This window comes from Sporomusa sp. 246TCP1 (genome assembly GCF_057319775.1).
On the sequence record NZ_CM170492.1, the window covers coordinates 1,768,856 to 1,792,588 of the forward strand.

Annotated in this window: 23 protein-coding genes; 12 read left to right on the forward strand and 11 right to left on the reverse strand. The window is 42.2% G+C overall.

What is annotated here, in order from left to right; translation table 11 throughout:
* The first annotated feature begins 167 nt into the window (after window positions 1-167).
* The 8 genes from queC to AC1ECB_RS08845 all read left to right on the forward strand — a co-directional run bounded on the left by queC (window position 168) and on the right by AC1ECB_RS08845 (window position 9,572).
* On the forward strand, window positions 168-824 hold the full coding sequence (gene queC, locus AC1ECB_RS08810) for a 7-cyano-7-deazaguanine synthase QueC (protein WP_485668351.1): 657 nt from the start codon (window positions 168-170) through the stop codon (window positions 822-824).
* 3 nt (window positions 825-827) lie between these two features.
* Window positions 828-1,430, forward strand: coding sequence for a 7-carboxy-7-deazaguanine synthase QueE (locus AC1ECB_RS08815; RefSeq protein WP_485668352.1), 603 nt, complete (start codon window positions 828-830; stop codon window positions 1,428-1,430).
* A 104-nt stretch (window positions 1,431-1,534) separates the two neighbouring features.
* Window positions 1,535-2,260, forward strand: a complete 726-nt coding sequence (gene pyrF, locus AC1ECB_RS08820; RefSeq protein ID WP_485668353.1) for an orotidine-5'-phosphate decarboxylase — start codon at window positions 1,535-1,537, stop codon at window positions 2,258-2,260.
* Window positions 2,261-2,298: 38 nt separating this feature from the next.
* Window positions 2,299-3,579 carry a dihydroorotase gene (locus AC1ECB_RS08825; protein WP_485668354.1) on the forward strand — a complete coding sequence of 427 codons (1,281 nt, stop codon included), beginning with the start codon at window positions 2,299-2,301 and terminating at the stop codon, window positions 3,577-3,579.
* 50 nt (window positions 3,580-3,629) lie between these two features.
* The gene (locus AC1ECB_RS08830) at window positions 3,630-4,937 is read left to right on the forward strand and encodes an MFS transporter (protein ID WP_485668355.1); all 1,308 of its coding nucleotides are present in this window, start codon (window positions 3,630-3,632) and stop codon (window positions 4,935-4,937) included.
* Between the two features lie 643 nt (window positions 4,938-5,580).
* Window positions 5,581-6,096 (forward strand): hypothetical protein, encoded by a 516-nt coding sequence (locus AC1ECB_RS08835; protein ID WP_485668356.1) that lies wholly within the window; start codon window positions 5,581-5,583, stop codon window positions 6,094-6,096.
* Window positions 6,097-6,465: 369 nt separating this feature from the next.
* Entirely contained in the window at window positions 6,466-6,993 is a 528-nt protein-coding gene (locus AC1ECB_RS08840) for a V4R domain-containing protein (RefSeq protein WP_485668357.1), read from the forward strand.
* A 14-nt stretch (window positions 6,994-7,007) separates the two neighbouring features.
* A complete protein-coding gene (locus AC1ECB_RS08845) occupies window positions 7,008-9,572 on the forward strand; it encodes a PAS domain S-box protein (RefSeq protein WP_485668358.1) in 2,565 nt (854 codons plus the stop codon).
* 246 nt (window positions 9,573-9,818) lie between these two features.
* Here the strand turns inward: AC1ECB_RS08845 and AC1ECB_RS08850 are convergent, their stop codons facing one another.
* Window positions 9,819-10,265 carry a LysR family transcriptional regulator gene (locus AC1ECB_RS08850; protein WP_485668359.1) on the reverse strand — a complete coding sequence of 149 codons (447 nt, stop codon included), beginning with the start codon at window positions 10,263-10,265 and terminating at the stop codon, window positions 9,819-9,821.
* Between the two features lie 227 nt (window positions 10,266-10,492).
* Here AC1ECB_RS08850 and AC1ECB_RS08855 point away from each other — a divergent pair, with 227 nt between their 5' ends.
* Entirely contained in the window at window positions 10,493-10,825 is a 333-nt protein-coding gene (locus tag AC1ECB_RS08855) for a hypothetical protein (protein ID WP_485668360.1), read from the forward strand.
* Window positions 10,826-10,944: 119 nt separating this feature from the next.
* Here the strand turns inward: AC1ECB_RS08855 and AC1ECB_RS08860 are convergent, their stop codons facing one another.
* From AC1ECB_RS08860 to AC1ECB_RS08905, 10 genes are all read right to left on the reverse strand, one after another.
* A complete protein-coding gene (locus AC1ECB_RS08860) occupies window positions 10,945-12,324 on the reverse strand; it encodes a hypothetical protein (RefSeq protein WP_485668361.1) in 1,380 nt (459 codons plus the stop codon).
* A gap of 102 nt (window positions 12,325-12,426) precedes the next feature.
* Window positions 12,427-14,247: a cobalamin B12-binding domain-containing protein gene (locus AC1ECB_RS08865; RefSeq protein WP_485668362.1), complete on the reverse strand. Its 1,821-nt coding sequence runs from the start codon at window positions 14,245-14,247 to the stop codon at window positions 12,427-12,429.
* Window positions 14,244-14,492 (reverse strand): hypothetical protein, encoded by a 249-nt coding sequence (locus tag AC1ECB_RS08870; RefSeq protein ID WP_464260672.1) that lies wholly within the window; start codon window positions 14,490-14,492, stop codon window positions 14,244-14,246. Before AC1ECB_RS08870 ends, AC1ECB_RS08865 begins: the two co-directional genes overlap by 4 nt.
* Window positions 14,493-14,508: 16 nt before the next feature.
* Window positions 14,509-15,615 (reverse strand): KamB family protein, encoded by a 1,107-nt coding sequence (locus AC1ECB_RS08875; protein ID WP_485669302.1) that lies wholly within the window; start codon window positions 15,613-15,615, stop codon window positions 14,509-14,511.
* Between the two features lie 49 nt (window positions 15,616-15,664).
* Window positions 15,665-16,966, reverse strand: a complete 1,302-nt coding sequence (locus AC1ECB_RS08880) for an FAD-dependent oxidoreductase (protein WP_485668363.1) — start codon at window positions 16,964-16,966, stop codon at window positions 15,665-15,667.
* 84 nt (window positions 16,967-17,050) lie between these two features.
* Window positions 17,051-18,511 carry a hypothetical protein gene (locus tag AC1ECB_RS08885; RefSeq protein ID WP_485668364.1) on the reverse strand — a complete coding sequence of 487 codons (1,461 nt, stop codon included), beginning with the start codon at window positions 18,509-18,511 and terminating at the stop codon, window positions 17,051-17,053.
* A 73-nt stretch (window positions 18,512-18,584) separates the two neighbouring features.
* Complete coding sequence (locus AC1ECB_RS08890; RefSeq protein WP_485668365.1) at window positions 18,585-19,046, reverse strand: RidA family protein; 462 nt, start codon at window positions 19,044-19,046, stop codon at window positions 18,585-18,587.
* Between the two features lie 15 nt (window positions 19,047-19,061).
* Complete coding sequence (locus tag AC1ECB_RS08895; protein WP_485668366.1) at window positions 19,062-19,484, reverse strand: DUF6917 domain-containing protein; 423 nt, start codon at window positions 19,482-19,484, stop codon at window positions 19,062-19,064.
* Window positions 19,485-19,498: 14 nt separating this feature from the next.
* Complete coding sequence (locus AC1ECB_RS08900) at window positions 19,499-19,621, reverse strand: hypothetical protein (protein ID WP_485668367.1); 123 nt, start codon at window positions 19,619-19,621, stop codon at window positions 19,499-19,501.
* A gap of 302 nt (window positions 19,622-19,923) precedes the next feature.
* On the reverse strand, window positions 19,924-20,784 hold the full coding sequence (locus AC1ECB_RS08905; RefSeq protein WP_485668368.1) for a porin family protein: 861 nt from the start codon (window positions 20,782-20,784) through the stop codon (window positions 19,924-19,926).
* A 507-nt stretch (window positions 20,785-21,291) separates the two neighbouring features.
* On the opposite strand from AC1ECB_RS08905, the gene tnpA reads away from it, so the two are divergent.
* From tnpA to tnpC, 3 genes are all read left to right on the forward strand, one after another.
* Window positions 21,292-21,660 (forward strand): IS66 family insertion sequence element accessory protein TnpA, encoded by a 369-nt coding sequence (tnpA, locus tag AC1ECB_RS08910; RefSeq protein ID WP_485664427.1) that lies wholly within the window; start codon window positions 21,292-21,294, stop codon window positions 21,658-21,660.
* Window positions 21,661-21,751: 91 nt separating this feature from the next.
* Window positions 21,752-22,009 carry an IS66 family insertion sequence element accessory protein TnpB gene (gene tnpB / locus AC1ECB_RS08915; RefSeq protein WP_485668369.1) on the forward strand — a complete coding sequence of 86 codons (258 nt, stop codon included), beginning with the start codon at window positions 21,752-21,754 and terminating at the stop codon, window positions 22,007-22,009.
* 89 nt (window positions 22,010-22,098) lie between these two features.
* Entirely contained in the window at window positions 22,099-23,682 is a 1,584-nt protein-coding gene (gene tnpC, locus AC1ECB_RS08920; protein WP_485664464.1) for an IS66 family transposase, read from the forward strand.
* Window positions 23,683-23,733: the final 51 nt, after the last annotated feature.

The following is a 23,733-nucleotide window of genomic DNA, read 5'->3' on the forward strand; positions in this document are numbered from 1 at the left end:
ATCCCCTTCTTTATAATCATGATAGTAAAAATCCTTGGCTTCTATGCCGTTATCCTACTCTTTTGACCGAGGGTAGGAGTTTTTGGTTTTTTACTGTCACTTTTGACCATTCTTAGTATTTGATCAGAAAAAGTAACCCAACTAATCATATCAGGGGGTAAAAATTAATGTCAAAAGCAGCACTAGTAGTCTTCAGTGGTGGACAAGACAGCACTACATGTCTGTTCTGGGCGATGCAACACTTTGATAAAGTAGCAGCGATTACGTTTAACTATAACCAAAGACATAAACAGGAAATAGAGTGTGCTGCTGCTATTGCCAGTGATTTTAATATACCTCATATGGTTTTAGACATGAGCTTGCTGAATCAGTTGGCTCCTAATGCGCTAACCAGAAGTGATATCGAAATAAAAGCCGGTGAAAACGGACAACTGCCAACAACATTTGTAGATGGTCGTAATTTACTCTTCCTGTCATTTGCAGCAGTAGCTGCCAAACAAAAGCAGATTCGTCATATTGTTACCGGGGTTTGTGAGACTGATTTTAGTGGTTATCCCGACTGCCGTGACGTTTTTGTCAAATCAATGAATGTTACTTTAAATCTGGCAATGGACTACCCGTTTGTCATTCATACTCCATTGATGTGGATAGATAAGGCCGCTACATGGGCGTTAGCCGATAAATTAGATAAATTGGATTATATTCGTCAGCATACACTTACCTGTTATAATGGCATCATCGGAGACGGGTGTGGCGAATGTCCCGCATGCAAACTACGGAATGCTGGTTTGAAAAAATATCTTGAAACAAAGGCAGGTAAGTAATAATTGAGGAAAATTGACATCCTTTATCCGATAATCGAAATATTTAGTAGTCTTCAAGGCGAAGGCTATCATATGGGTAAGGGAGCAACCTTTATTAGGGTTGCCGGCTGTAATCTGAGGTGCTCCTGGTGTGACACCGGGTATTCCTTTGATTTGTCCAAATCAAAATGGATGAATGTTGATGAGATAGTAGCTGCTGAGTGTTTTTCTCATCATCATGTTGTTATTACCGGCGGAGAACCGTCCTTGTACAATCTTGAACCATTAGTACAGGCATTACATAAATTAGGTAAGTACGTCGCTATAGAAACTAATGGCACAAATCCAATACCGGTTGAATGGGGGATTGATTGGATTACTGCATCCCCAAAACCCGCTAATGGATTTGTTTTGGCTTGCCGGGCAGATGAATTGAAATATGTAGTGGATGACGAATTTAGCATTGATGTTATCAGCAAGCACATTGTACCAGAAGGAAGGATCTTTCTTCAGATAGAAAGTGGCCGGCAAGAGTCACTCCAAAAAGCATATAATTTAATTAACCGCCATCCGGAACTACGGTTGCGATTAGGGATACAGATGCATAAAGTTCTTAATTTTAGGTGAGAGTTTAGTATTTTGTATAGTAAAACCCTATGCAGACCAAACGCTCACCTATTTATTTGGGGCAAGTGTATTTTATATAACATGAAGGGAAAGGATGGGTATACATGGAAAACATAACAAATCGACTTATTGTTGCACTCGATGTTCCTACAACAGAACAGGCCATTAGTGTGGTAGATTCATTAGGAGAACTTGTGCAATATTACAAGGTTGGGATGGAAGCATTTTATGGAATGGGTCACGCAGTATTGGCGCAAATCGCCGGTCGCGGCAAGAAAACATTTCTCGATCTCAAGCTGCACGACATTCCCACAACGGTAGCCAGAACAGTAACAACCCTTTGTCAATTTTCACCGGCATTTCTTACCTTACATGCAGCAGGCGGATCAAAGATGATTAAGGCAGCGATTGGGGCAGCAGATGAATGGGCCGGTAAAACCAATCGACCGCGTCCCAAACTGCTGGCTATCACAGTTTTGACAAGCATCGGCGAGCGTGATTGGGTTGAAATTGGCTACCAGAGTCCCATACGTGAGTCAGTACTGCGGATGTCAGTCATGTGTAAGGAAGAAGGACTTGACGGTGTTGTTGCCTCTCCCCGGGAGGCTGGAGCCATTCGCGCCTTGTGCGGGCCGGACTTCTTGATTGTTACACCAGGCATACGCCTTCTTCCTGATGAGCAGGGTGATCAAATGAGGACTGCCACACCGGCGCAGGCGCTGAAGGTGGGCGCAAACTATTTAGTTGTCGGTCGCCCGATTTTATCAGCAGATAATCCTCGTGAAGTAGCCGCCAGTATCCTAAATGATATGAAACCCGCCGAGCAGTAGGATGATATTTTAGTTAAAGCACGGAAGGTGGTGTCATAATGGAAGAAGAAAAAATCATAAAATTGGCAGAGCCAATACTCCTGAAAAATGGCCGGGTTATTGATCCGGCCCAAGGTATCGATGGTCCTGCAGATGTTCTAATTTCTGAGGGTCGAGTAGCTGCTCTCGCTCCAAAATTGTCTTGCGAGGGAGTTAGTAGTTTTGATTGTACCGGCAAGTGGGTGGTGCCGGGATTGATTGATGTTCATTGTCACTTGCGCGAACCGGGTTTTGAACACAAAGAGACAATTGAAACTGGCACCAAAGCTGCCGCTCACGGTGGTTTCACAACAATTGTAGCCATGGCTAATCTCAATCCTGTTCCGGATAAGCTCAGTGTGTATAACAAAATCCAGAAACTTATTGCCGAAAAAGCAGTCGTACATGTTATTCAGGCTGCCAGCGTCACCAAGGATTTAAAAGGACGTGACCTTTGTGATATGGCTACGCTGGCGGCTGCAGGGGTTCGGATATTTTCCGATGATGGGCTGTATATTGATCGTGCTTCGGTATTGTATCAAGCTTTACAGTTAGCCAGAAAGTTAAAGGTCGTTCTTTCGCTCCATGAGGAAGATGCAACCTTAAAATCGTATTGGCCGACTGCCTATGAGCCGGTTAATGAGATTGCCGCTATAGCGCGCGATCTCGAGATCTTGCGTGTTACCGGCGGACAAGTACATTTTCAGCATTTGAGTACAGCAAACAGTATTGAGTTGATTCGCCGGGCAAAAAAAGAAGGACTTAATGTAACAGCAGAAGTTTGTCCCCATCATTTAACGCTTTCATTAGCCGATGTTCCCCATCAAGGCACAAATGCCAAAATGGCTCCGCCTGTACGCACCCACGAGGATATTGCTGAATTAATTCGCGGCTTGGACGATGGGACAGTGGATATGATTGCCACCGATCACGCGCCACATGCCCTGGATGACAAGAATGTGACTTTTGACTTAGCGGCCAATGGAATTGTTGGCTTTGAAACAGCGCTGCCTACCTTACTTACTAAACTTGTGCATGAGCAAGGCAAATCACCTGCCTGGCTGATTAAGCGCATGAGCAGCAATCCGGCACAAATCTTTGGTCTTCCCGGGGGAACGCTGGCAGCAGGAGCAGCCGCAGATGTCTGTATTATTGATCCGCTTCGGGAGTGGACAATCGACAAAAATGCTTTTTTTTCAAAGAGTCGTAATACACCCTACCACGGAGTCAGGGTAAAAGGCAGTGTTTGGCTTACTTTAGTTAACGGAAATGTAATCTTTGATGGTAGAGCAAGCCGTTAAAGATTACATTTTGTTAATATATTATTTTGATGAAACAAGGAGGAGAAAAAGTGGAATTGCAAAGCAAGCAAAATTTGTTTTCGGGTGAGGATGAAGCCACCTGGAAACGCCGCTGGAAAGTGATGTATGCCTCGATAGCGGGGTATGCCATGGATGGATTGGATATGCTGATTCTATCCTTTGTGATGACCGCCATAATAAAGGAATTCGGCTTGTCTTTTGTTGATGCCGGCTTAATTGCGACCTATACGTTGATCGGGGCAGTCATGGGCGGTTATATTTTTGGCATTATGGCCGACTACATAGGCCGAGTAAAAGTATTCGCACTTACAATTATTCTTTTTTCAATTTTTACAGGACTGTGCGCAATAGCAAGTTCCCTAACTGAACTGAATATCTACCGTTTTCTATCTGGATTAGGTCTTGGAGGAGAATTCGGCATCGGCATGACGCTTGTTGCCGAAACCTGGCCTGCTGCCAAACGGGCGCGGGCGACTGCCGGTGTAGCTATTGGCTGGCAGTTAGGTGCAGTATTGGCCGCCGTTCTCGCAGCTATGGTAGTACCGCATTTCGGCTGGAGAGGTCTTTTTGCGATTGGCGTGTTACCAGCCTTATTTGCTGCCTGGGCACGGCGCGGACTTCCTGAACCTGATATTTGGGTTAACCGCAAAATAATGAAAGAAACAGTCGCTAAAAAATTAGCTAATAATGAAGAACTTTCCGATTCTGAAAAAGAATTTTGGAATAAGGCTAACAAGTTTCCGCTTGCTCATCTCTTTGCCAACAAAAGAAAATCCATAACTACTTTTGCACTCACAGTAATGACCAGTGTCCAAAACTTCGGTTATTATGGCATTATGATTTGGCTGCCAACTATCTTGATGCAAAAGCATAACCTCTCGCTCAATAAAACGACTACCTGGATGGTTGTCACGGTAATCGGAATGGTTATCGGCATTTACCTTTTTGGACAATTTGCTGACCGCGTGGGCAGAAGACCAGCCTATATTACATTCTATATTTGTTCAGCGGCGGCTGTTTGGATATACTCCATTTTGAACGATCCGATTTTCCTTCTCATCGGCGGCGCCCTCCTCGGCTTCTTCTGCAATGGAATGATGGCCGGTTATGGTGCACTATTATCCGAGCATTACACTACCGACGCCCGCTCTACAGCGCAAAACTTTATCTTTAATTCAGGCCGGGCTGTCGGCGGTTTTGCCCCGGTTATTATCGGTATGCTGGCAGCCAAGTATACTCTCAACGGCGCCCTGGTAATCCTGGCCTTTATGTATGTGGCAGCCGCAGTGAATGTATTTTTCCTGGTACCAGAAACAAAGGATGTTACGTTAGATTAGAAAACATCCCCAAAGAAGAGGTCATACCTTGCCAATCAAGGTATGACCTCTTCTTTACTTTAGTCTAAGTCGAACATTGATTTCAAAAATGGTCTTAATTGTAGCGGCAATTCCGACCGTTATTTTTTGCGCGGGGAGGGGGATACCCCGCGCAGTGAGCTCCCTGCAGATACGTGCTGTACCCATTTAATTGGTAATAGTGAAGTTGGAAATTATTCAAACAATATTGGCTTCAGTTTCATTGATTGCAGAGGAGCTTTTAACAGCATCATAGCTATAACCAAATGGTTTGGTACCACTAATTTTCCTCTTTTTAAGTATTTATCTTAGCATTACTCCCATCACCTCAGTTAATCTTATGCCGGCTCAGGTTGTCTGCTTGACGGAATTTTTATTGAAAATCGATAACCTTTTCAGTAACGGCTCAGAACGTGGCTCGGAAAAATACCACTGGGCCAGGGCAGTTGGCTTAATCGAATCTGAGCACGTCTATCTGCAAACTCACATTTAGTTTGTGAGTATACGGTTCACATGCTATAATATACTCACGATAGATTTGTGAGTATATTGGTTTTCCTGGAATATATACTCACAAATCTATCGTGAGTATATATACATATTTAGTTTTGAGAGGAAACTGAAAATGAATATTGAGCTACGCAAAAATGGAACGTTTTATCTGAAAGACAGCAGCTATAATCCTGAAACCAAGCTTCCTAAAAACACCTCTGTTTATCTTGGTTCCAATCCCCTGCAGGCAAAAGCTAAGCTTAAAACACTTACCGATGATTTGGCTCTTCTCGATCAAATACCTGATACATTACCGTATGAGATTGAACTTAACAAGGCCATTAAAAATCTGCAAAAATTGAATGATTTGCAGACAGAGGGTGTAACGCGGCTTGTAAACTATTATTTGAATGACCTCTTACATGCCAGGCAGTTTATTCATAAGGCCAAGCAAGGAAGCATTCCGCCTACCATTGATTGTCCGGGTTGCCGCTTTAAAAACGCAAATCGCTGTGACCACTTTAAACAAAATTTTTTACTCGGAAATAGTAGATACAAAGAGGGTACGCCAATACGATGTCCGGCCTATGAATTTGGACAAGCAAAATTGCCGGCAGGTTCAATTAAGCTGCCGCGTGACTTCAGATAGTTGCGTTACAATTATTTCCAGGAAATAATTGTAACTCTTCTTTATGCTGTTTTGTATCCTGGGTTTTGTGAAACTCAGGATACAAATTAGTATTTTAAATTCAGTGTTGGTAAAGGTACTGGACCATTTGAAAAGTTAAACCACTGAGAATGCAGCGTAACCATCCCTAGGGGCTTTTTTCAAAACTCTTATTTTGAAACACACTCTAAGAGGAATTTGCCATTAATTGACGAAGTAAATTACTTCAAATAGCTTGAATACGGCAACTATGTCATTGGTTTATGTAAAGAGAGGCTAACTTGCAACATCTACACCGTTCCTGAGGGGTTCCCTGGCGAGTTTAGTGCTAATAGAAGGGAGCGCATATTTATGGACAAAGAACGTAAGTATAAGTTTTCATGGAACCTTATTGGTGATATAGCTGATGGTCGCCCAAATCTAGGAAATCAAACACGCCTTGAAGTGTACCGTCTGATGCAGTTTACTTTTCGTGATGTTATTGAGCAGCATGTTGGTACTGAAAAAACCGACCAGATTTTCTTTGAAGCAGGTAAAATGGCGGGAAAAGAATTCTATAATCATATGCTTACAGCCACAAATGATCTCAACGAATTTGTTAGGCAGTTACAGGTAGCGTTAAAGGAACTGGGGATTGGAATTTTGCGTGTCGAAAAAGCAGATACGCAAAATGGAGAGTTTGTCCTTACGGTTGCAGAAGACTTGGACTGTTCCGGGTTGCCAGAACTAGACTATGAGATATGTACCTATGACGAAGGGTTTATAGCATCATTGTTTGAATGCTATTCTGGAACTCAATATCATGTTAAAGAGATAGATTGTTGGTGTACGGGCGATCGAACCTGCCGCTTTATTGCTAAGGCAGTCAAATCAAAATAATATTGAGGTTTTTTATGAGTCATTTAAGGCAGAGCGAGGTTGTAGTTAAATTATTGCAGAGTCTAATTTCTGACAGAGAAATTCCATCCCATCCGCCTCAGGAGTTATCAAATATTGAAGGGTTTGAAATTCTATATAACGCCTTGCTGGAATTCCGCAAGGCGTTTATTGACATCGGAAACGGTGAACTAACATATCCAATTAGGGGAAAAGGCTATTTGCCAGGTGTGCTCAAAGGCATGCAAGCCACCCTGCAACATCTGATATGGCAGACAAAAGTCATAGCCTCAGGTGATTTTAGCCAACGCGTAGATTTTTTGGGTGAGTTTTCTCAGGCGTTTAATGATATGACCAGACAATTGGAGAAAACCTTGCATGAATCGGCTCAGTCGCAAAGAGCGCTTAAAGAAGCAAAAGAGCATTTTGAGGCAATTTTCAGCACAAGTCCTGATCCAACTCTAATTACCCGTTATAGTGATGGTGTAATAGTGGATATCAATCAGGCTTTCTTAGCACTGACATGCTACACAAGAGATGAAGTTATTGGCGCCAATACGCTGGAAATCAACTTCTATGAAAACCATGGCGATCGACACAATTGGATGAAGGAACTCCAAGAGCAGGGATTCTCTAAAAATAGGGAAATGGTTTTTCGTAAAAAGAGTGGAGAGAAAATCACAGCTCTCCTATCTGCTAAAGTCATCACACTGAATGGCTACTCACATATTATTAGTGTTGTTCGTGATATTACCGAGCGTAAGCAGTCAGAAGAAAGGTTGAAAAAAAGCGAAGAACGGTATCGTGTATTAGCAGAAAATATTAGAGATGTAATTTGGATTCTTGACACGGAAACAATGCACTTTGTTTATGTAAGTCCCTCGGTATATAACCTTAGAGGATATACAGCGGAAGAAGTTATGTCAGCACCATTAGAGGCAGCGCTTACCCCAGAGGGTGCAGCATATGTACGGGGGGTTATTAGTCAGAAAGTCACAGGGTTTCTTTCTGAAAAGGAAACCCTTGATAGGTACTTCATGGAAGAACTTGAACAGCCCTGTAAAGATGGAACGACGGTATGGACAGAAGTTATTGCAAATTTTTACAGGAATGAAGAAAATGGTCATGTAGAGGTAAGAGGTGTTACACGTGACATCTCCGAACGTAAGCTGACGGAAAAAAAGCTACAACAGTCAGAGGAAAAATATCGACTGTTGATTGAGCATGCTCTGGAAGCTATTTTGGTTATCCAAGATGGAAAATTAAAGTTTTCTAACCCCATGGCAGCTGAATTATCAGGATATTCACAGGAGGAACTGACTTCAATCCCCTTTGCAGAATTTATTTTTTCTGAGGACAGGGAGTTGGTCGCTAGTTATTATCTAAGGCAGGTAAGTGGTGAATCTGCTGATTTTAGATATCAATACAGGATGTTAAGAAAAGATACGAGTATTCGATGGGTTGAAATGAATTCAGTTTTAATTGAATGGGAGGGAAGGGATGCTACATTAAATTTTCAAAGCGATATTACCGAACGTAAACAGTCGGAAGAAGAAATTGTATATCTAAGCTATCACGATCAGTTAACTGGTTTGTATAATCGTAGGTTTTATGAAGAAGAATTAAAACGGCTTGATACAGCAAGAAACCTGCCAATCACTTTAATTATGGCAGATGTCAATGGATTAAAGTTAACCAATGATGCTTTTGGTCATTTAGCAGGAGATCAGTTGATAAAAGGAATTGCGGACATTTTGAAGAAGGAATGTCGGAATGATGATATTGTAGCAAGAATTGGCGGCGATGAATTTATGCTTGTATTGCCTAAAACTGATTCGGCAGAAGCAGAAGGAATCGTGCAACGCATCAATGTATCAATTGGCAAAACGAAAATAAATAATACGATTTTATCTGTTTCATTTGGTTGGGGCACAAAGGATCAAGCTAACAAAGATATCACTCAAATCTATATGCAAGCCGAAGATCATATGTATAGAAACAAATTGTCTGAAAGCACTAGTATGAAGAGCGAAACAATAAAGCTAATTACCAAGACCTTATATGAAAAAAATGAAAGAGAACAACATCACTCTGAGCGTGTCAGTGAATTTTGCAAAAACATCGGCATTGCTTTAGGCTTGGGGTCGAATGAAGTCAATGAGCTTAAAATAGCTGGTTTGTTACATGACATCGGTAAGATAGGAATTAATGAAAATATATTGAATAAACCTGAAACCCTCAATGCTTATGAATGGGTAGAGATTAAGCGCCATCCTGAAATTGGGTATCAAATACTGAGATCTATAAATGAATTTTCACGGGTAGCGGAATTCGTGTTAGCTCACCATGAAAGAATAGATGGAAAAGGTTATCCCAGGGGTTTGATAAATAACGAAATACCATTGCAATCAAAAATATTAATTATAGCAGATGCCTATGATGCAATGACTACTGATAAAATTTATCAAGCGGCCTTGAGTGAAGAGACAGCCATCAAGGAACTAAAAAACAATGCAGGTAAACAAGTTGATGCCGATGTTGCCAGGGTATTTGTCGAACAAGTTCTAAAGAAAGTATGGTAGAACTCATCTAGGACAATGGTTGCTCGACATACTAAGCCCCAATATTTATCGTAATACTCAAAAAACTTAGTATTCAAAACGATTTACTCCTTACTGCTGGAAAAACATTCGGTTAATTTTAAAATTACTATTCTCTTGACTTTACCGTTACGGAATAGATTATGCTATAGTCATCATATAATTGCAAAAGGAGTAAAATGATGGGTAATCTAATTAAAATTCGGGAAATATCACTTAAGGTTGTCGTTATGCAAATATGCTTGGGTGAACTCTAGAAATAGTTTGGCTGGATAGGATAGAGGATGACTTTTCTTCCTCATATAAGTCTGTTTCAATTTCCGGGTAGTTTTTGCGAAATTCCCCCAATAATTGAGCAAATGATACTGCTTCAGTCATTAGTGGCAGACCAATACTGACTTTTCCTTTAGGAAGTTTACATTTATTTTCAAAGTCGCTGATAAGATTTCTGAAAAGAGTAACAACATTTTCAGCATCAGTAAGGAAGATTGCTCCTGCATCAGTTAATGCTACTTTTTTAGAAGTGCGATTTAGCAACGCGATGCCTAGTTCCTCTTCTAGATTTTTTACCAATTTACTTATGACTGACTGGGAGACGTGAGATGCAGCAGCTGCTTTGCTGAAGCTTTTATAGCGAGCGACTGCAATAAAATACTGAAGATGGATTATTTCCATGATAAATCTCCCTATATTAATAACTTCGACATAGATATAAGTGAAGTATAGTATGCCATATCGATTATCTTACAAATTAAACAAGTACATTACTATCTATTTCGTATATAGTAATTATCATTAGTATCTATTTTACTTATAGTTTGCCTGAGGCTATAATGATATCAGAAAGAGCTGATGCAAGACCGAGGCTTGGTCTGTGGCTACGTAAAATAGGAGTGATATTTATGTCTATTATGAAAAATATATTAGATTTCCTTTATGCAGAAAAAAACATCGACATCCGCGACTCTATTAATATAGAATTGGATGAATGTCAGAGTATCCTTGAAAAAAACGGATTTAATGTTAAACGTTCTAAACAGCTGGTTAATTATGAGGCTGCCCAGTGCCTCACTGCTGAGAAAGGTAGTGTTATGCTTATAGCTAACCGGTTTTTGCGTGGAGGCAAGGATTTGTCAATGATACTAAACCATTGCGGCCAGGCAACGAGGGTGCCGTTATTTCCCAGTAAGCTTAATGAGGTTATAGTGATGGTAAATGTAGCCCAATGCACATAGTAAATACGTAATACTTTACACATGCAAATAGTAACAAGAGTAACTCCAGAGTTTTATCAAAACCTTGGAGTTACTCTTGTTATGTTATTAGGATCAGCAGGTACTATTGCTATAGGGTGCTACAGTAAAAAAATAGCCACAATGGTTGTCGCAATGAATCCTAAAACAACTGGTACAAAATTTCTCCTAGCTAATTCAATTGGATTCACACCTGTTATAGCAGCCACAGGAATAAGTCCCCAGGGGATAATTGTCCCCCCGCCTGTCCATACCCCGGCAATTTGTCCCAATGCCGCCAACGTAGCTTTATCAATAGGCATTGCTGAACCGAAGGTAGCTGCAACACTCCCAACAAGAGGCAACGGAGAAAAACCCGATCCGTCTAGTCCGACTATAATACCTGTAGCTAAACTGACAATCGCTACAAAGAATTTATTCAAGGGAATTACTTGCGACAGAACAATACCAAAGTCCTCTAGAAATCCTGTAGCTGTGTTTACGCCTAATATAGATTTAGCTAAATCACCCTTTCCAAGAAAAAAGAAACCTCCGATGATGAGTACTGGCGCAAAAACCTTAATACCAAACATAAATCCATCTCTAATGTATTCAGTTATTTTCTCTAATCCTTCCCAGCCATCCTTTAGCATAGTACCAAACGCTAAGATTATCAATGCAGTAGCTCCCAGGAGGGCCGTGGCGTCGCCACCTTTCAGTTTTAAAACCCACATTGCAGCTACATCAGCAAGAAAGGCCAATGGCGTAACCCAAGCAAGAATGTAGGAAGTCGTGTTGACATCCTTTTGTACTTCCTTGGCAAGAAACGTGGTTTGTTCATTTTTTAAAGCCTCGGGATTATTTCTCATATCTTTTTTTATCAGAAAATAGGCTGTAACCGTTGTCACCAGACCCATTGTAATAGCCAAAGGTATACTAGCCGATATGATTGGCCCGGGGTCAGTAAATCCGGCTGCTTTGGCAGTAATTGTAGGTGCGCCTTGAATTACATAATCGGTTGATAAGGCAATTCCATGACCGAATAAATTCATGGCTATAGCTGCGCCCATTACCGGGAGTCCGGCTCTAACTGCAACAGGAACCATAATCGCGCCAATTAATGCAACTGCCGGTGACGGCCAAAAAAACCAGGAGGCAAGCAGCATAGATAAGCCCAAGACCCAGAATGCAATATCAGGGTTGATCATTAATTTAGCAGCAGGACTCATAACAAGATAATCAGCTCCGGTGTCGCTTAGCAGTTTTGATAAAGCAACAATCAGCGAAATTACTACGATAATCCCCCAAAACTCATTGCCGGCGACAATAAGGGCATTGAAAACAGTAGAAACAGCGCCCACCACAGATTGCTTGACCACCCATCCCACCGTTAACAGCCCGAGAATGCAGGGAACAAGAGGATCCTTACGTAGTGCCATAACAACAATTACAACAAATACCCAAAATAGAAACAACCAATGAGCTGAAGTCAATGCTACCAATGTTAAATCCCCCTTCTAACATGCTCTATTTTACGTGTGAAATAACAAGACATATTTTTTATTTGATATTTTGCTAGTATTAGGTAGGTAATTATGGGGCGCTTATATAGTCGTAACCGTATCCTTGCCAGTTCGGCCAGGATAGGCACCTTCCTCGCGACTGCCGAGCACACCTTTGTGAATAGCGGTGACAAAATCACCGGTAGCTAAGACGTCGTCGAGAACTTTTTCAATTTCTGCGGTGATCTGTTCCGCATATTTATCTGCCTGATGAGTAGGTTGGATGCCTGCTTGGCCAAAGAAACGAAAACTGTCTTGTACAGCTCGGAGGGTGTCGATTTTGGCTGGAACCGAAATAGGGCCACCCGAGTAGGCTTCGTCTGTGGAAGCAATAGAAATAGCGTCTACTTCAAGTGCCATAGCCAGACAAGCATGTAGGGCAGTAGTTGTGGCGGATTGGACACGGTCTTCCGTATGGGTCAGAAAGCCAATGGGTGCACCTGGCCAAATGGGAGCATTGATGATATTGCGCAATGCGAAAATTTTACCAGCATTGAAATCAATATAGTTATCTTCCATATATTCATGAATCATTACTTCGGGTGAATAGGCAAAGAGTGGTTGCAAAATGGGACGTGCACCTAAATGGACAGCCAAATCGCTTACAATGAGCATCCCGGCAAAGGCCTTGTAGGCAGGTACACCCGCTAATTCTTCATTGGTCACAACATCAAACGGCATGTTGTATTTCTGGGCATATAAGATGGAATGATAGCCATCGACTGTCATACGTTCCGGGTCAGTCCCTGCGCCTAATGCTCCATAGCAGATATTGATTTTGGTTAAATCGGCCCCGATTTTCCCGGACAGCACTACCGTTTCCGGTGTGTTGAGTCCTCGATGGGCACGTACTTGCCATAACGTGGACTTTTCTAACGAGCCATGAATGCGATTCAGATTAGCCGGTGTTATCACTGTTCCATCTTCTTGGTGGGTCAGGAAGCCATCCAAAAAGCCTTCAGTACGTGCACCCCAGGAAGGGTCAAAATGGACTACGCCATCTGCGCCCCAGGCTTCACTGGCGAGAATATGACCGACATCCATAAATGGACAGCCTGTACCATATTGGTTAAAGACCAGCGGCTTTTTGCGCGTATGTTGTAATTTTAGCACCGACATACGCGCCTTGGTTTCTTCTAAATATTTTTCAAGGCCTCGTACTTCTTCAATGGTAAACCGTCGGGTTTTGGGGTGCAGCTCGCCTGTAGTATAGTATTTTTGAGGGATTTCACTACATAACTGGGGATAATGGTTATATAAATCACCATTACCTTGGCGTTTACGCCAGCGTTCTACATCCCACAGCTCATCTCTGAGTTTGGCCCGTTTTACGGCAGGCGAGGTCTTGTTTTTTACCCAATCTAAAATCATTTCCGAAATACGGCCAAGTTTTTCTCCAATAGCACTATGGCGGTACTGGTAATCATAATTTGCCGTCATATCTGTCTTGTCTTTTTTGCTGCGGAAGGGGTCAGGGTGGTATTCGCGGCCCTCGACGAAACAAACTACTTCTTCTACTGTCGTTCCTGGACCAAATCCGGCGTCGAAGCCCAACTCTGCAGCTAGTTCAGGGCGAATCGCCATACCGCCGATACCAATCTTGGTGTTGGTACGGAGACCGGCGGCATCAGCTAGATCGATGAAACGCGCCAAAATTTCACCTACGCCATAGCCAAGGGTACGGCTTACTAAGAGAATGTCAACTTTGCCTTTGCTGAAAACCATTTCAACAATTTCATCTGGAGTGAGATCCGGAGGTAGCAAAAAAATTTCATGCCCAGCTTGATTTAAACCTCGTCCAATCATTTTTAGCCCAATATCATGTACAGGATCAAGGGGAGCTAAAATCACTACTTTTTTCAAGCTTGTTCCCCCTTTGCAGCTTCTCTTAGCAGCCAGGTATATTTATCTGATGGGCGGTAAGCATAGGCACGACCCCGGATTCGCGTGCCAGGACCGATATGTTGGGCAAATACAATGTCTACATCAGTAAAGCCCCAGTTTTTTAGCATACTTAACATAAGATTGCGGCCCTGTTGTTCAGTATCACACACAAAGAAGGTTTCTACATCAAGTGCGTCCATAATCTGATGTTGCGGATTGGTCATATGCCAGTTCACCTCGTTACTCAAAATATACCGTTTCGGGAGCTTCCCAATGGTGGGCATGGGTCAGGATGATATCTACAAGGTGCTTGGCTCCATGCCGTGCGACATTGTATACAGGAATTGCAATTTTACGTCTTACCGATACTTCTAGAGTGTGGAAATCAATATGATTGGGAACATAAGTTTTTGATTCAAAACGGTATTCAGGGTAAAAAGGATTTATCGTTACGGCGAACAAGGGTACCCGACGCAGTACGACAGCAAAAATGCCGGCTTCATAGAGCTTGTCTAATTTTTGGTAAAAGGTTACCAGATTGTCAGCAGTAAGAAGCTTAATTGGATCGGCAAAAGTTAAGAACAGTCGCTGTTCACTATTGATAAAAAATTCATAAAGAGTTTGCAGTACTTTTTCAGTGGTGACTCCCGGAATAATCAGGTGGCCCTCGCTATCGTCAAAACCTTGAAATAATCGCGCTGCTTCCTGCACAGTCAAGAGGGAAGGGTGCTGACTACTGGCTATTTCTTGTAGATTTGAATTAAGTAAAGTGACACATGTCATCTTTTTTTCAGTTAGTTTGGATATCTGCCCGGCATATGGCAGATTGGATAATCGCCACAACATTTCCGTTTCTAGTGATAGAACTGGAATATTAGTTGTACGGGCTGCACCTGTAGTCAGGATGATACCATCTGTTTCGGCCATTGGTGCGATACGGTTGAGTGCACCATCAAAAATAGTTACACCCGGACCGATTTGGTGCAGTAAATCCCGGAGTAAGCGTACTTCAGTGCTTTTGTTGGGACCGGCAGTTACTATCAGTCCCGGCGAAAGTACTTGTGTGATTACTACTTTTCCTAGTGGTGTATGGATATTCGTTATATCAAGTATCTTTAATTGAGCGGTGCTGGTTGCTACACATTTTTCTGCAGTAGCAATGATGTCTTTTCTCATTACTTTTAATTTTGGTTTGGGAAGGCCGGTAATATTGTCTAGGTTTTCACCATCATAACCAATACTGGTTAAGAAAATAGGAATATCGCGATACCTTAGCTCATCAAGAATTGCTGCGCTGGTCGTCGTTTTTCCTGTGTTTTTTGCTGTGCCGGCAATACCAATAACCACCTCAAGCAAAACTTATCATCTCCCTGCTTCAAGGGAAATACTACGAGTATTACGTTAGCGATTGGGCGAAAATGCCGGTCATATCAGCCTGCTGGACATTTTCTTTAATTTTATCAATGTCGGTAATGTAGAGATTTTTGCTTTTTATATGCTCAAACAATACCGACCCTGAGAAGGTATACTTTTTCGTTAAACCTTCTTTAGTATGCATCTGTTCCTTTACATGAGCGATACCTTCGCCGCAGGCTAAGGTTTTGGGGATTTCAATGTTCTCCCGACCTAGTGCGTGTCTGGCAGCATTATGGCCGGCTAAAGTTCCTGTTATAATTGCCTCGGTATGTCCTACTAGCAAACCAGCCTTTTCGCCGCCACAGAAGACATTTTCTAGTGCCTCTACTTTCAAAGCATTGTCACGGGGTAACATCCCAAAATAACGCATAGAGTTGCCTATACCACCTGCATATGGATCTTCAAATCGTGCATTTTCACAACCGGGGATTTGACGGAGTATGTCAAGCGGATAATAGGCAGTCATTAATTTAGCATGTCCAGTGTCTAATAGAATGATATTTTCTGCAAATTCTTTAAGGGCATATTGTTGGCAAGCTTTTTGTCCAAGGGAGGAAATACTATTTTGCAGATGAGGAGGGACGGGAATTACACAGACGCCGGTGCGATCTAAGGTATCTCTAATTTCGGGTGCTAAAGAATCTTTGTGTAATTTACAGGAGCCGCTCATTGCTCCCAAAGTACCGTCAGCTTTTTCACCAATCATCTCTTTTATACCGGCTTTAGCGGCAATACTGAAGCGCGGTCCGAAGGTCGGACAGCGGTAAATACACATTGCACAACCATTACCATACTTACTGCAGTTAGATTGAGGTCCGGCTGTACCGGAAACATCGACAAAGGCATCACCGGCGGCTTCAATGCTTTGATTTTCATGGAATACATCAGCGATTACTCGGACTATTTTTCCATTTTCCATAACAATGTCTTTGACCCGGGATTTAAGGTTGATTCTTATGTCTGCATCTAAAAGTGCTTTGCGAACAGCTGGTTCAATTGTTGACACATCGTATAAATTAGCATGCTGGTGTCCGGGAAACTCAATATTCTTATGACGTGAATTGGCATCGGTAATTTCAAACAAATCACCGCCACCCATGGCAATCATTTCTTCGGTAACCGTAAATCGTCCGTTATTACGCATGATGCCGCCAACCAAACCGGTACCCAATAGCATGTCTGTCCGCTCAAACAGTTCTACCTCACAACCAGCTTTTTTGGCTGCTAACGCGGCAGCAGTACCTGCCCATCCGCCACCTACAATTACTACTTTTTTAGCCATGATATCCTCCTTGTGCGTTTTTTACAGAAAGAAGGCATTAAGGATTGTCCCCAATGCCTCCTTCTTTTACTTTGCAGCTAGTGCTTAGAGGATCTCTGCATACTTGGCGATTATTTCCATTAGCATAATTTGGGCCTTAATACCATACCGCATGACATCTTTTAAAAGATTTCCTTTGCTGTCGGTAGTAGCAAGGTCAGGGGAAATATAGATATTTCCATCATAAGCAACTGTCGGAATTACACCCATTTGAGCCATTCCGGATTGCAGCAGGTTAGTACCGGAATACATATCTTCAATGGAGAAGATGGGGAGACCCATTTCACCTTTACCCCAAGTTCCTTCGTAGTTAACCTCAACTGCGCGGGAATTATACGACTTGCTAATAATAATGCCCGCCTTTAGTTTGGGATGGATATTAGCAAATTCTTCGACAACTACATCATAGAGATCATCTACTGATTTGGTATATACTTCGGGGTTATCGCGCAGTACTTTTAAGGCTTGAATTTGCGTTGCAAGAGCTTCTTTGCCAGGATCAAATGTTACATAGGCAGCTTTACCGTAGGATGAACCAGTACCCCATCTATCCCCATGTAGACCCATCGCACGACGAATGGGAACCATAATATCCTCTTTACCGATAATCAGACCGCTTGTAGCAGCACCACTAGCTTTATCCATGCTGTAGATGATGACATCAGCACCGGATTTGCGAATATTGTGACCAATGCCTGGTACCCCCCAAGCATTGTCAATAACATAAGGAACCCCATATTCATTAGCCAGTTTAGCATACATTTTTTGCAGTACAGGAGTGCCATCTGCGTCTTTTTCGCCGTAGCCGTAGCCTGGGGTCTCATAACCTAGCGATGTGATACCGGTAAACATGCTGGCATGAATCTGAGCGAATTTTTTCATATCCTCATACACTTGCTTAGCATCAACTGTAGTTAACAAAGGACAAGGATGATATTTGATACCATGAACATCATACTTGGCACCAGCCAATGGAATAATAACGGTATCTAAATTGTTTTGACGTTTACCATAGAAACCGAGTTCACCCGGAGTGGTTCCGCGGTCGGCAATAATATCTTTATACCGTCCGGGAAACGGCCGACCGTAGCCGCCTTGATGATGAAAATGTTTCTCAAGCGGAGCAAAGTAGCGAGCGCGATAGTTGTCACCACGACCTAGATTAGGAGGGGTGAACAAGGAATCAAAGGCTACCCACAGACCGGCTTCGCAGGTGCTAGTCGGAGCAGCATCGTATTCGTCACCGTAAATATCTTTAACTAATTCGCGTATTTGGTCAACCATGCCAGCTAAAGGAATTACTTTTTTACCTGCTTCTTCCCCGGCGTGCATGATATCGTCACGAAGCGGTGCCGGACAACCTGAAATACCGCCTGTCATACCAAATTTACCACGAATATCTGCAGGAATATTTAGTTCATCAGCCGCCTTGCGGGCATCGGCATAAATGTTTGCGATATTTGCCTGAAGGTGTTTGTACATTTGGAATTTATATTTAAAAGCCATGCTGAAATTCCCCCATTATTTCAATTCTATTTTATCGCGTTTAGCGGCCAAAATAATGTACATAGTTGTTATATTATGACTTTACCTTAACAATCATTTCCACTTCAACAGCAGCGTTAATCGGTAGTTCCGCTACACCAACGGCTGAACGAGTGTGTTCGCCCTGTTTGCCAAAAACAGTTCCGATTAACTCAGAAGCGCCGTTTATTACTTTTGGTTGATCGACAAAGCCAGGTGCACTGTTTACAAAACCTACGACTTTTACTACCTGCTCAATGTTATCTAAGCTGCCAATCACACTTTTTGTTGCAGCCAGGCAGTTTAAAGCGCAAACTTTGGCCGCTTCATAGCCTTGTTCTAACGAAAGGTCTTTGCCGACTTTACCAGCATACGCCAGCTTACCTTCAACAAAAGGTATTTGACCAGAAGTATATACATAATCTCCAACCTTAATCGAAGGAACATATGCTGCTACAGGTTTGGCTACTTCTGGAATGGTTAAGCCCAGCTCTTTTACTTTGGCCTCAAAACTCAAAATGATTCCTCCTTATTATCCTATCGTGATAGCGTTTTCCACAGAAAGTTGTAGTTCCCGACCGGTTTTTCTATTGCCAGCCAAAACTATATTTAGATGGTTTGGCATATGTGTTTCGTCAAAACCGGCAATTGTACCGATAACGGTATCGCCTGCGCTCACCGAATCTCCAACGACAATTACTCCGCCACGGTTTATTTCGATAAAACCGACATAAGCAATGCGATTCACCCTTTGTCCTGGTCCGGTTTGTTCATCAGAGAGAATGAGTTCATGAATTTCTGATGCTCTAACAGCTCGTGACGAGGGGGAGATTAGCTCTAGACCTCGATCGTCGAAAGTGCCGTCAAGTACTACTGCCAAATTTCCTGTTGTTTGTCGTTTGGCAAAATAGGGGTTAAATTTACCAAACATATTTCGGGCATAGGGATCATTCACTATAGTTCCTCTCCTTATGGCAAACTACTAATTATGTTCTGGATTTCTACTACTTGCGTTGCCTCTTCTTCTTGTTTTGTAGGCTGGTTAGCGGGTTTAGTATTTTTGTCTTTATCTTGATTTTTTTCAGGAGTCATGCATAGCACCTCATTTAATGTATTTTTTGTAATTGAATATAGATTCTCACAACTTTGTTTGAAGTATACTAAGAGATTTTGCAGTCCAGGGAAATTAATGCTTATGAAAATTAAAAAAGCGCTATCGCGCCCTTGAGGATACGGCTCTAACCGCAGAGGACACAGAGAGCGCAGAGGGGAGATGTATATCGAGACATTCCCTCTGCATACTCTGTGTCTCTGCGGTTCAAAAAACATATACTTTCTTATCTTATAAAAAAAGGCAGTCTGCGAGAGACTGCCAGAAATTGCGTTACTTTGAGCTAGAAATTAAAGTCGTATTCAACATTCGTACGATGTTTTTTAGCACCAGCCTGATCTTTTGCAAAATCTTGGTAAAGGGTAATGCTGGAGTTCTTAGTTACATCGTATTTGGCACTTACTTTGAAGCCTTTGGAATTATCATAGTTAAGATTAGTAGTGTGGAAAGTTGGTACTGCACCATCTTCGATATCACGGTAAGAAACAGTGTAGGCACCTTTAGTTATGCCGGCCATATAGCCATCAGCAGAAGTCTCGGAATTTTTAACATATTCGGCATTCAGCACGGCATCACCAATTGTAGTATCGGCATTTACGCCATAGTAATGGGTAGTATCAAATAAAACATAGTTAGCGCCAAGGTTTACGCCATTTAATGAGGTACTTAAATCTAAAGTGCCAGTTCTTGTACGGTCACTATCTTTGCCGTAGAAACCGCTTAATTTTAATACATCCAGAGTGGTGCTTGCTTTGACACCGGTAAATTGATGGTCATCAATTAAAAGTCCTTTACCTGTGAAAAGATCATCTTTACCGACCTGGATTTCAAAATTATCAAACTTGCCTGCGATATAGGCCATATCCATTCTGGCCTGATTTGATGCATATTCGGTTGAAACGTCTTGTTCTTGTACAAAGCGAACATGTGCACGAAGGTTATCAGTAATATTACCATCAACGTTCAGACGAAAACGGGTGTCAATGCCGTTCCAGTTATCCCAGTTAAAGGCACTGGGAGCTTGGGTAGTATTATTGTACTGAATGTAGCCATCACCGGAAAACGTAATAGGGGAAGCGAAAACCGAAGCAGCAGATAGAGTTAGGGCAGATAGTACGGCAGCAGTTAATAATTCCTTTTTCATAATTGTTCCTCCTAAAATTTTTTCGGGGGAAAATTTCAAATGACTTGTAACTAATAACCCATATTCTATCCAACAGTGTTCATAAGAGTTTCCATGTTTCCTCTTAGTAGACTTAGGTAGGTACAGGTTATCTTATAACATTACTGACCTGCTCATAAGAGCGTTCCCCATCACTCTATATTGCTGGTTCAGCATGTAATAAGTAATTTTTCTTTATGCTAGGATAGTTCTATAAAGTTAACATAAAACCTTCTGTCTTTTTGTAAAAAAGCCTGTGTAATTAATGGAATAATTTTTATATTATTAATTATGTATACTACCATATAAAAACGTATGTTCGAAATAATTCCGAACATACGTTTAACAAAGTAAGCTACTATCCGTAAGCGTCAAATAAATCGTCACATGTACAACCAGGCCTCCGGATGAGACAATAGGTCCAAGAGAATCACATAGAGTTTGTTGGAGTCATTTGGATTCTTAGAAACTCGCAGGAGGTCTACTTTTATGAGCGTACAGAAAGTGACGCATGAAGTTCGATTGGAGAAATGGCGCAATATTGTTACGGCTTGCCGCAACAGTGGCAAAACCATTAAAACGTGGTGCAGCGAAAATAACATTAACGTGAAAACATACTATCATTGGCAGAAACTTGTATGTCAGGAGACTTGCCGGGCAATTTCGGTAAGTCTCCCTGCCTCCAGCGAGGCTGTTCCCGTACAGGGTTCGGTATTTGCAGAAATGAAGATGCCTAAGCATCGTGCGGAAACATTGGCTATCACGATTGAGCGTAACGATATGCAAATCCATGTCTATCAAGGCGCTGATATGGTAACCGTGGAGGCTACGCTTCTGGCACTGAAACATTTATGTTAGGTGATATATCTAAAATCGAACATATCTTTCTCGCCTGTGGCCACACCGATATGAGAAGATCTATTGATGGTCTGGCAGCGACCATACAGCAATGCTTTCACCTAGATCCGTTCTCCAGCAGTCTGTTCCTGTTTTGTACCGTCGGCGTGATCGAATCAAAGCGCTCTTTTGGGATGGCGATGGCTTTGTACTTTTGTATAAACGGCTGGAGAACGGAGGCTTTCAGTGGCCAAAAGATGAAAAAGAGGTCAAACACATTACGCCACAACAGTTTCGTTGGCTAATGGAAGGGTTAAGCATTCAACAGCCGAGGGCGCATAAAAAAGTCGATAAAATACAAATCGTCTAATTTGCTGAAAGTCCTAAATATCCTGCAAAATCAATGGATTTAACGGATTTTTCATGGAAAAAAGCCATAAAATATGGTATAATTATTACATGAAAATTCTAGTGAACGGTACTAATACACAAGAAGAAATGATCTCTGTTTCTCGTACTGAATATGAGGCACTAAAAATACAAAATGAGGAACTGACTCAACAGGTCAAGTGGCTGATGGAGCAAATGCGTCTTTCCAAACAAAAACAGTTCGGCTCCTCCAGTGAAAAAAGCAAATACGATCAGTTTAATCTTTTTAACGAGGCGGAGGCAACAGCAGATGAACGGGTGCCCGAGCCTGAATTGACTGAAGTTCAGAAGCATTATCGTAAGAATGTCAAAGAAAGAAAAGAGACCATTCCTGCCGATTTACCAATAGAGGTTGTAGAGCATTTTTTACCGGAACATGAACAGGAATGCCCGGAATGTGGTTCAAAACTGCATATTATGGGTAAAAATGTCCGCCGCGAATTGAAGATCATCCCGGCCAAGGCAGTTATCGTAGAACATATTGACTATGTATATGCCTGCCGCGACTGTGAAGTCAATTCATGCAGCGTGCCTATTATCAAGGCACCAATGGACAAGCCGGTAATCAAAGGAAGCTTTGCTTCTCCAGAAGCAGTTGCTCATATTATGACACAGAAATTTGCAAATGGAATGCCATTGCATCGCCAGGAGCAAGATTTGAGCCGTATGGGCATAGCTCTTTCCAAACAAACTATGTCTAACTGGCTAATTCGGTGTTCTGAAGATTGGCTGGAGCCAATCTATGATGCCTTTAAAGAGCTACTTTCCATACAGCCAGTGCTCCACGCAGATGAAACCATTTTACAGGTACTTCACGAGCCGGGCAAATCTGCGCAAAGCAAAAGCTACATGTGGCTGTATAGAACTGGCGGGTGTGCTAGTATACCTATTGTGCTGTGTGATTATCAGCCAGACCGGAAGGCAAAGCATCCTTTAGAATTTTTGCAGGAGTTTAGCGGCTACCTTCATACGGATGGTTATGCCGGGTATCATAGCTTGCCGGAGCGAATCGTCATTGTGGGCTGCTGGGCACATGCCAGAAGAAAATTTGACGAGGCGCTAAAAGGCCTTTTGGAAAAAGACCGAGAAGGCTCTGGGGCGCAACGTGGCAAACAATATTGCGATAAGCTATTTACTATTGAGCGCCAACTAGCTGATTGTACACCGGAAGAACGCTATAAAAAGCGTCAGGAACTGGCAAAACCAGTGCTTGACGAGTTTTTGTCGTACCTTCATACAGTAAAGGCATCTACCAAGAGCGGATTTGGCAGAGCCGTGCACTATACGTTGGAGCAATGGAAATATCTCGAACGATATCTACTGGACGGAAGGCTGGAAATCAGTAACAATCGCGCCGAGCGCAGCATTAAGCCGTTTGTGATTGACCGCAAAAATTTTCTCTTTGCCAACACACCGCGAGGAGCTAAAGCCAGCGCAGTTGTGTTTAGCATAATAGAAACCGCAAAGGAAAATGGGCTCAATCCATATGCCTACCTGACTTATATTTTTAAAAACGCACCCAACTGGGATATACGAAATGATGTTGAGGCACTACAACGACTAATGCCCAGTTTTGTTCCAGATTACTGTAAAACTAATGCCGTTACCAAATGACTTGTTGTCAAGGTGACGGCATTTTTGACGCTTACTACTATCCGCTTGCAA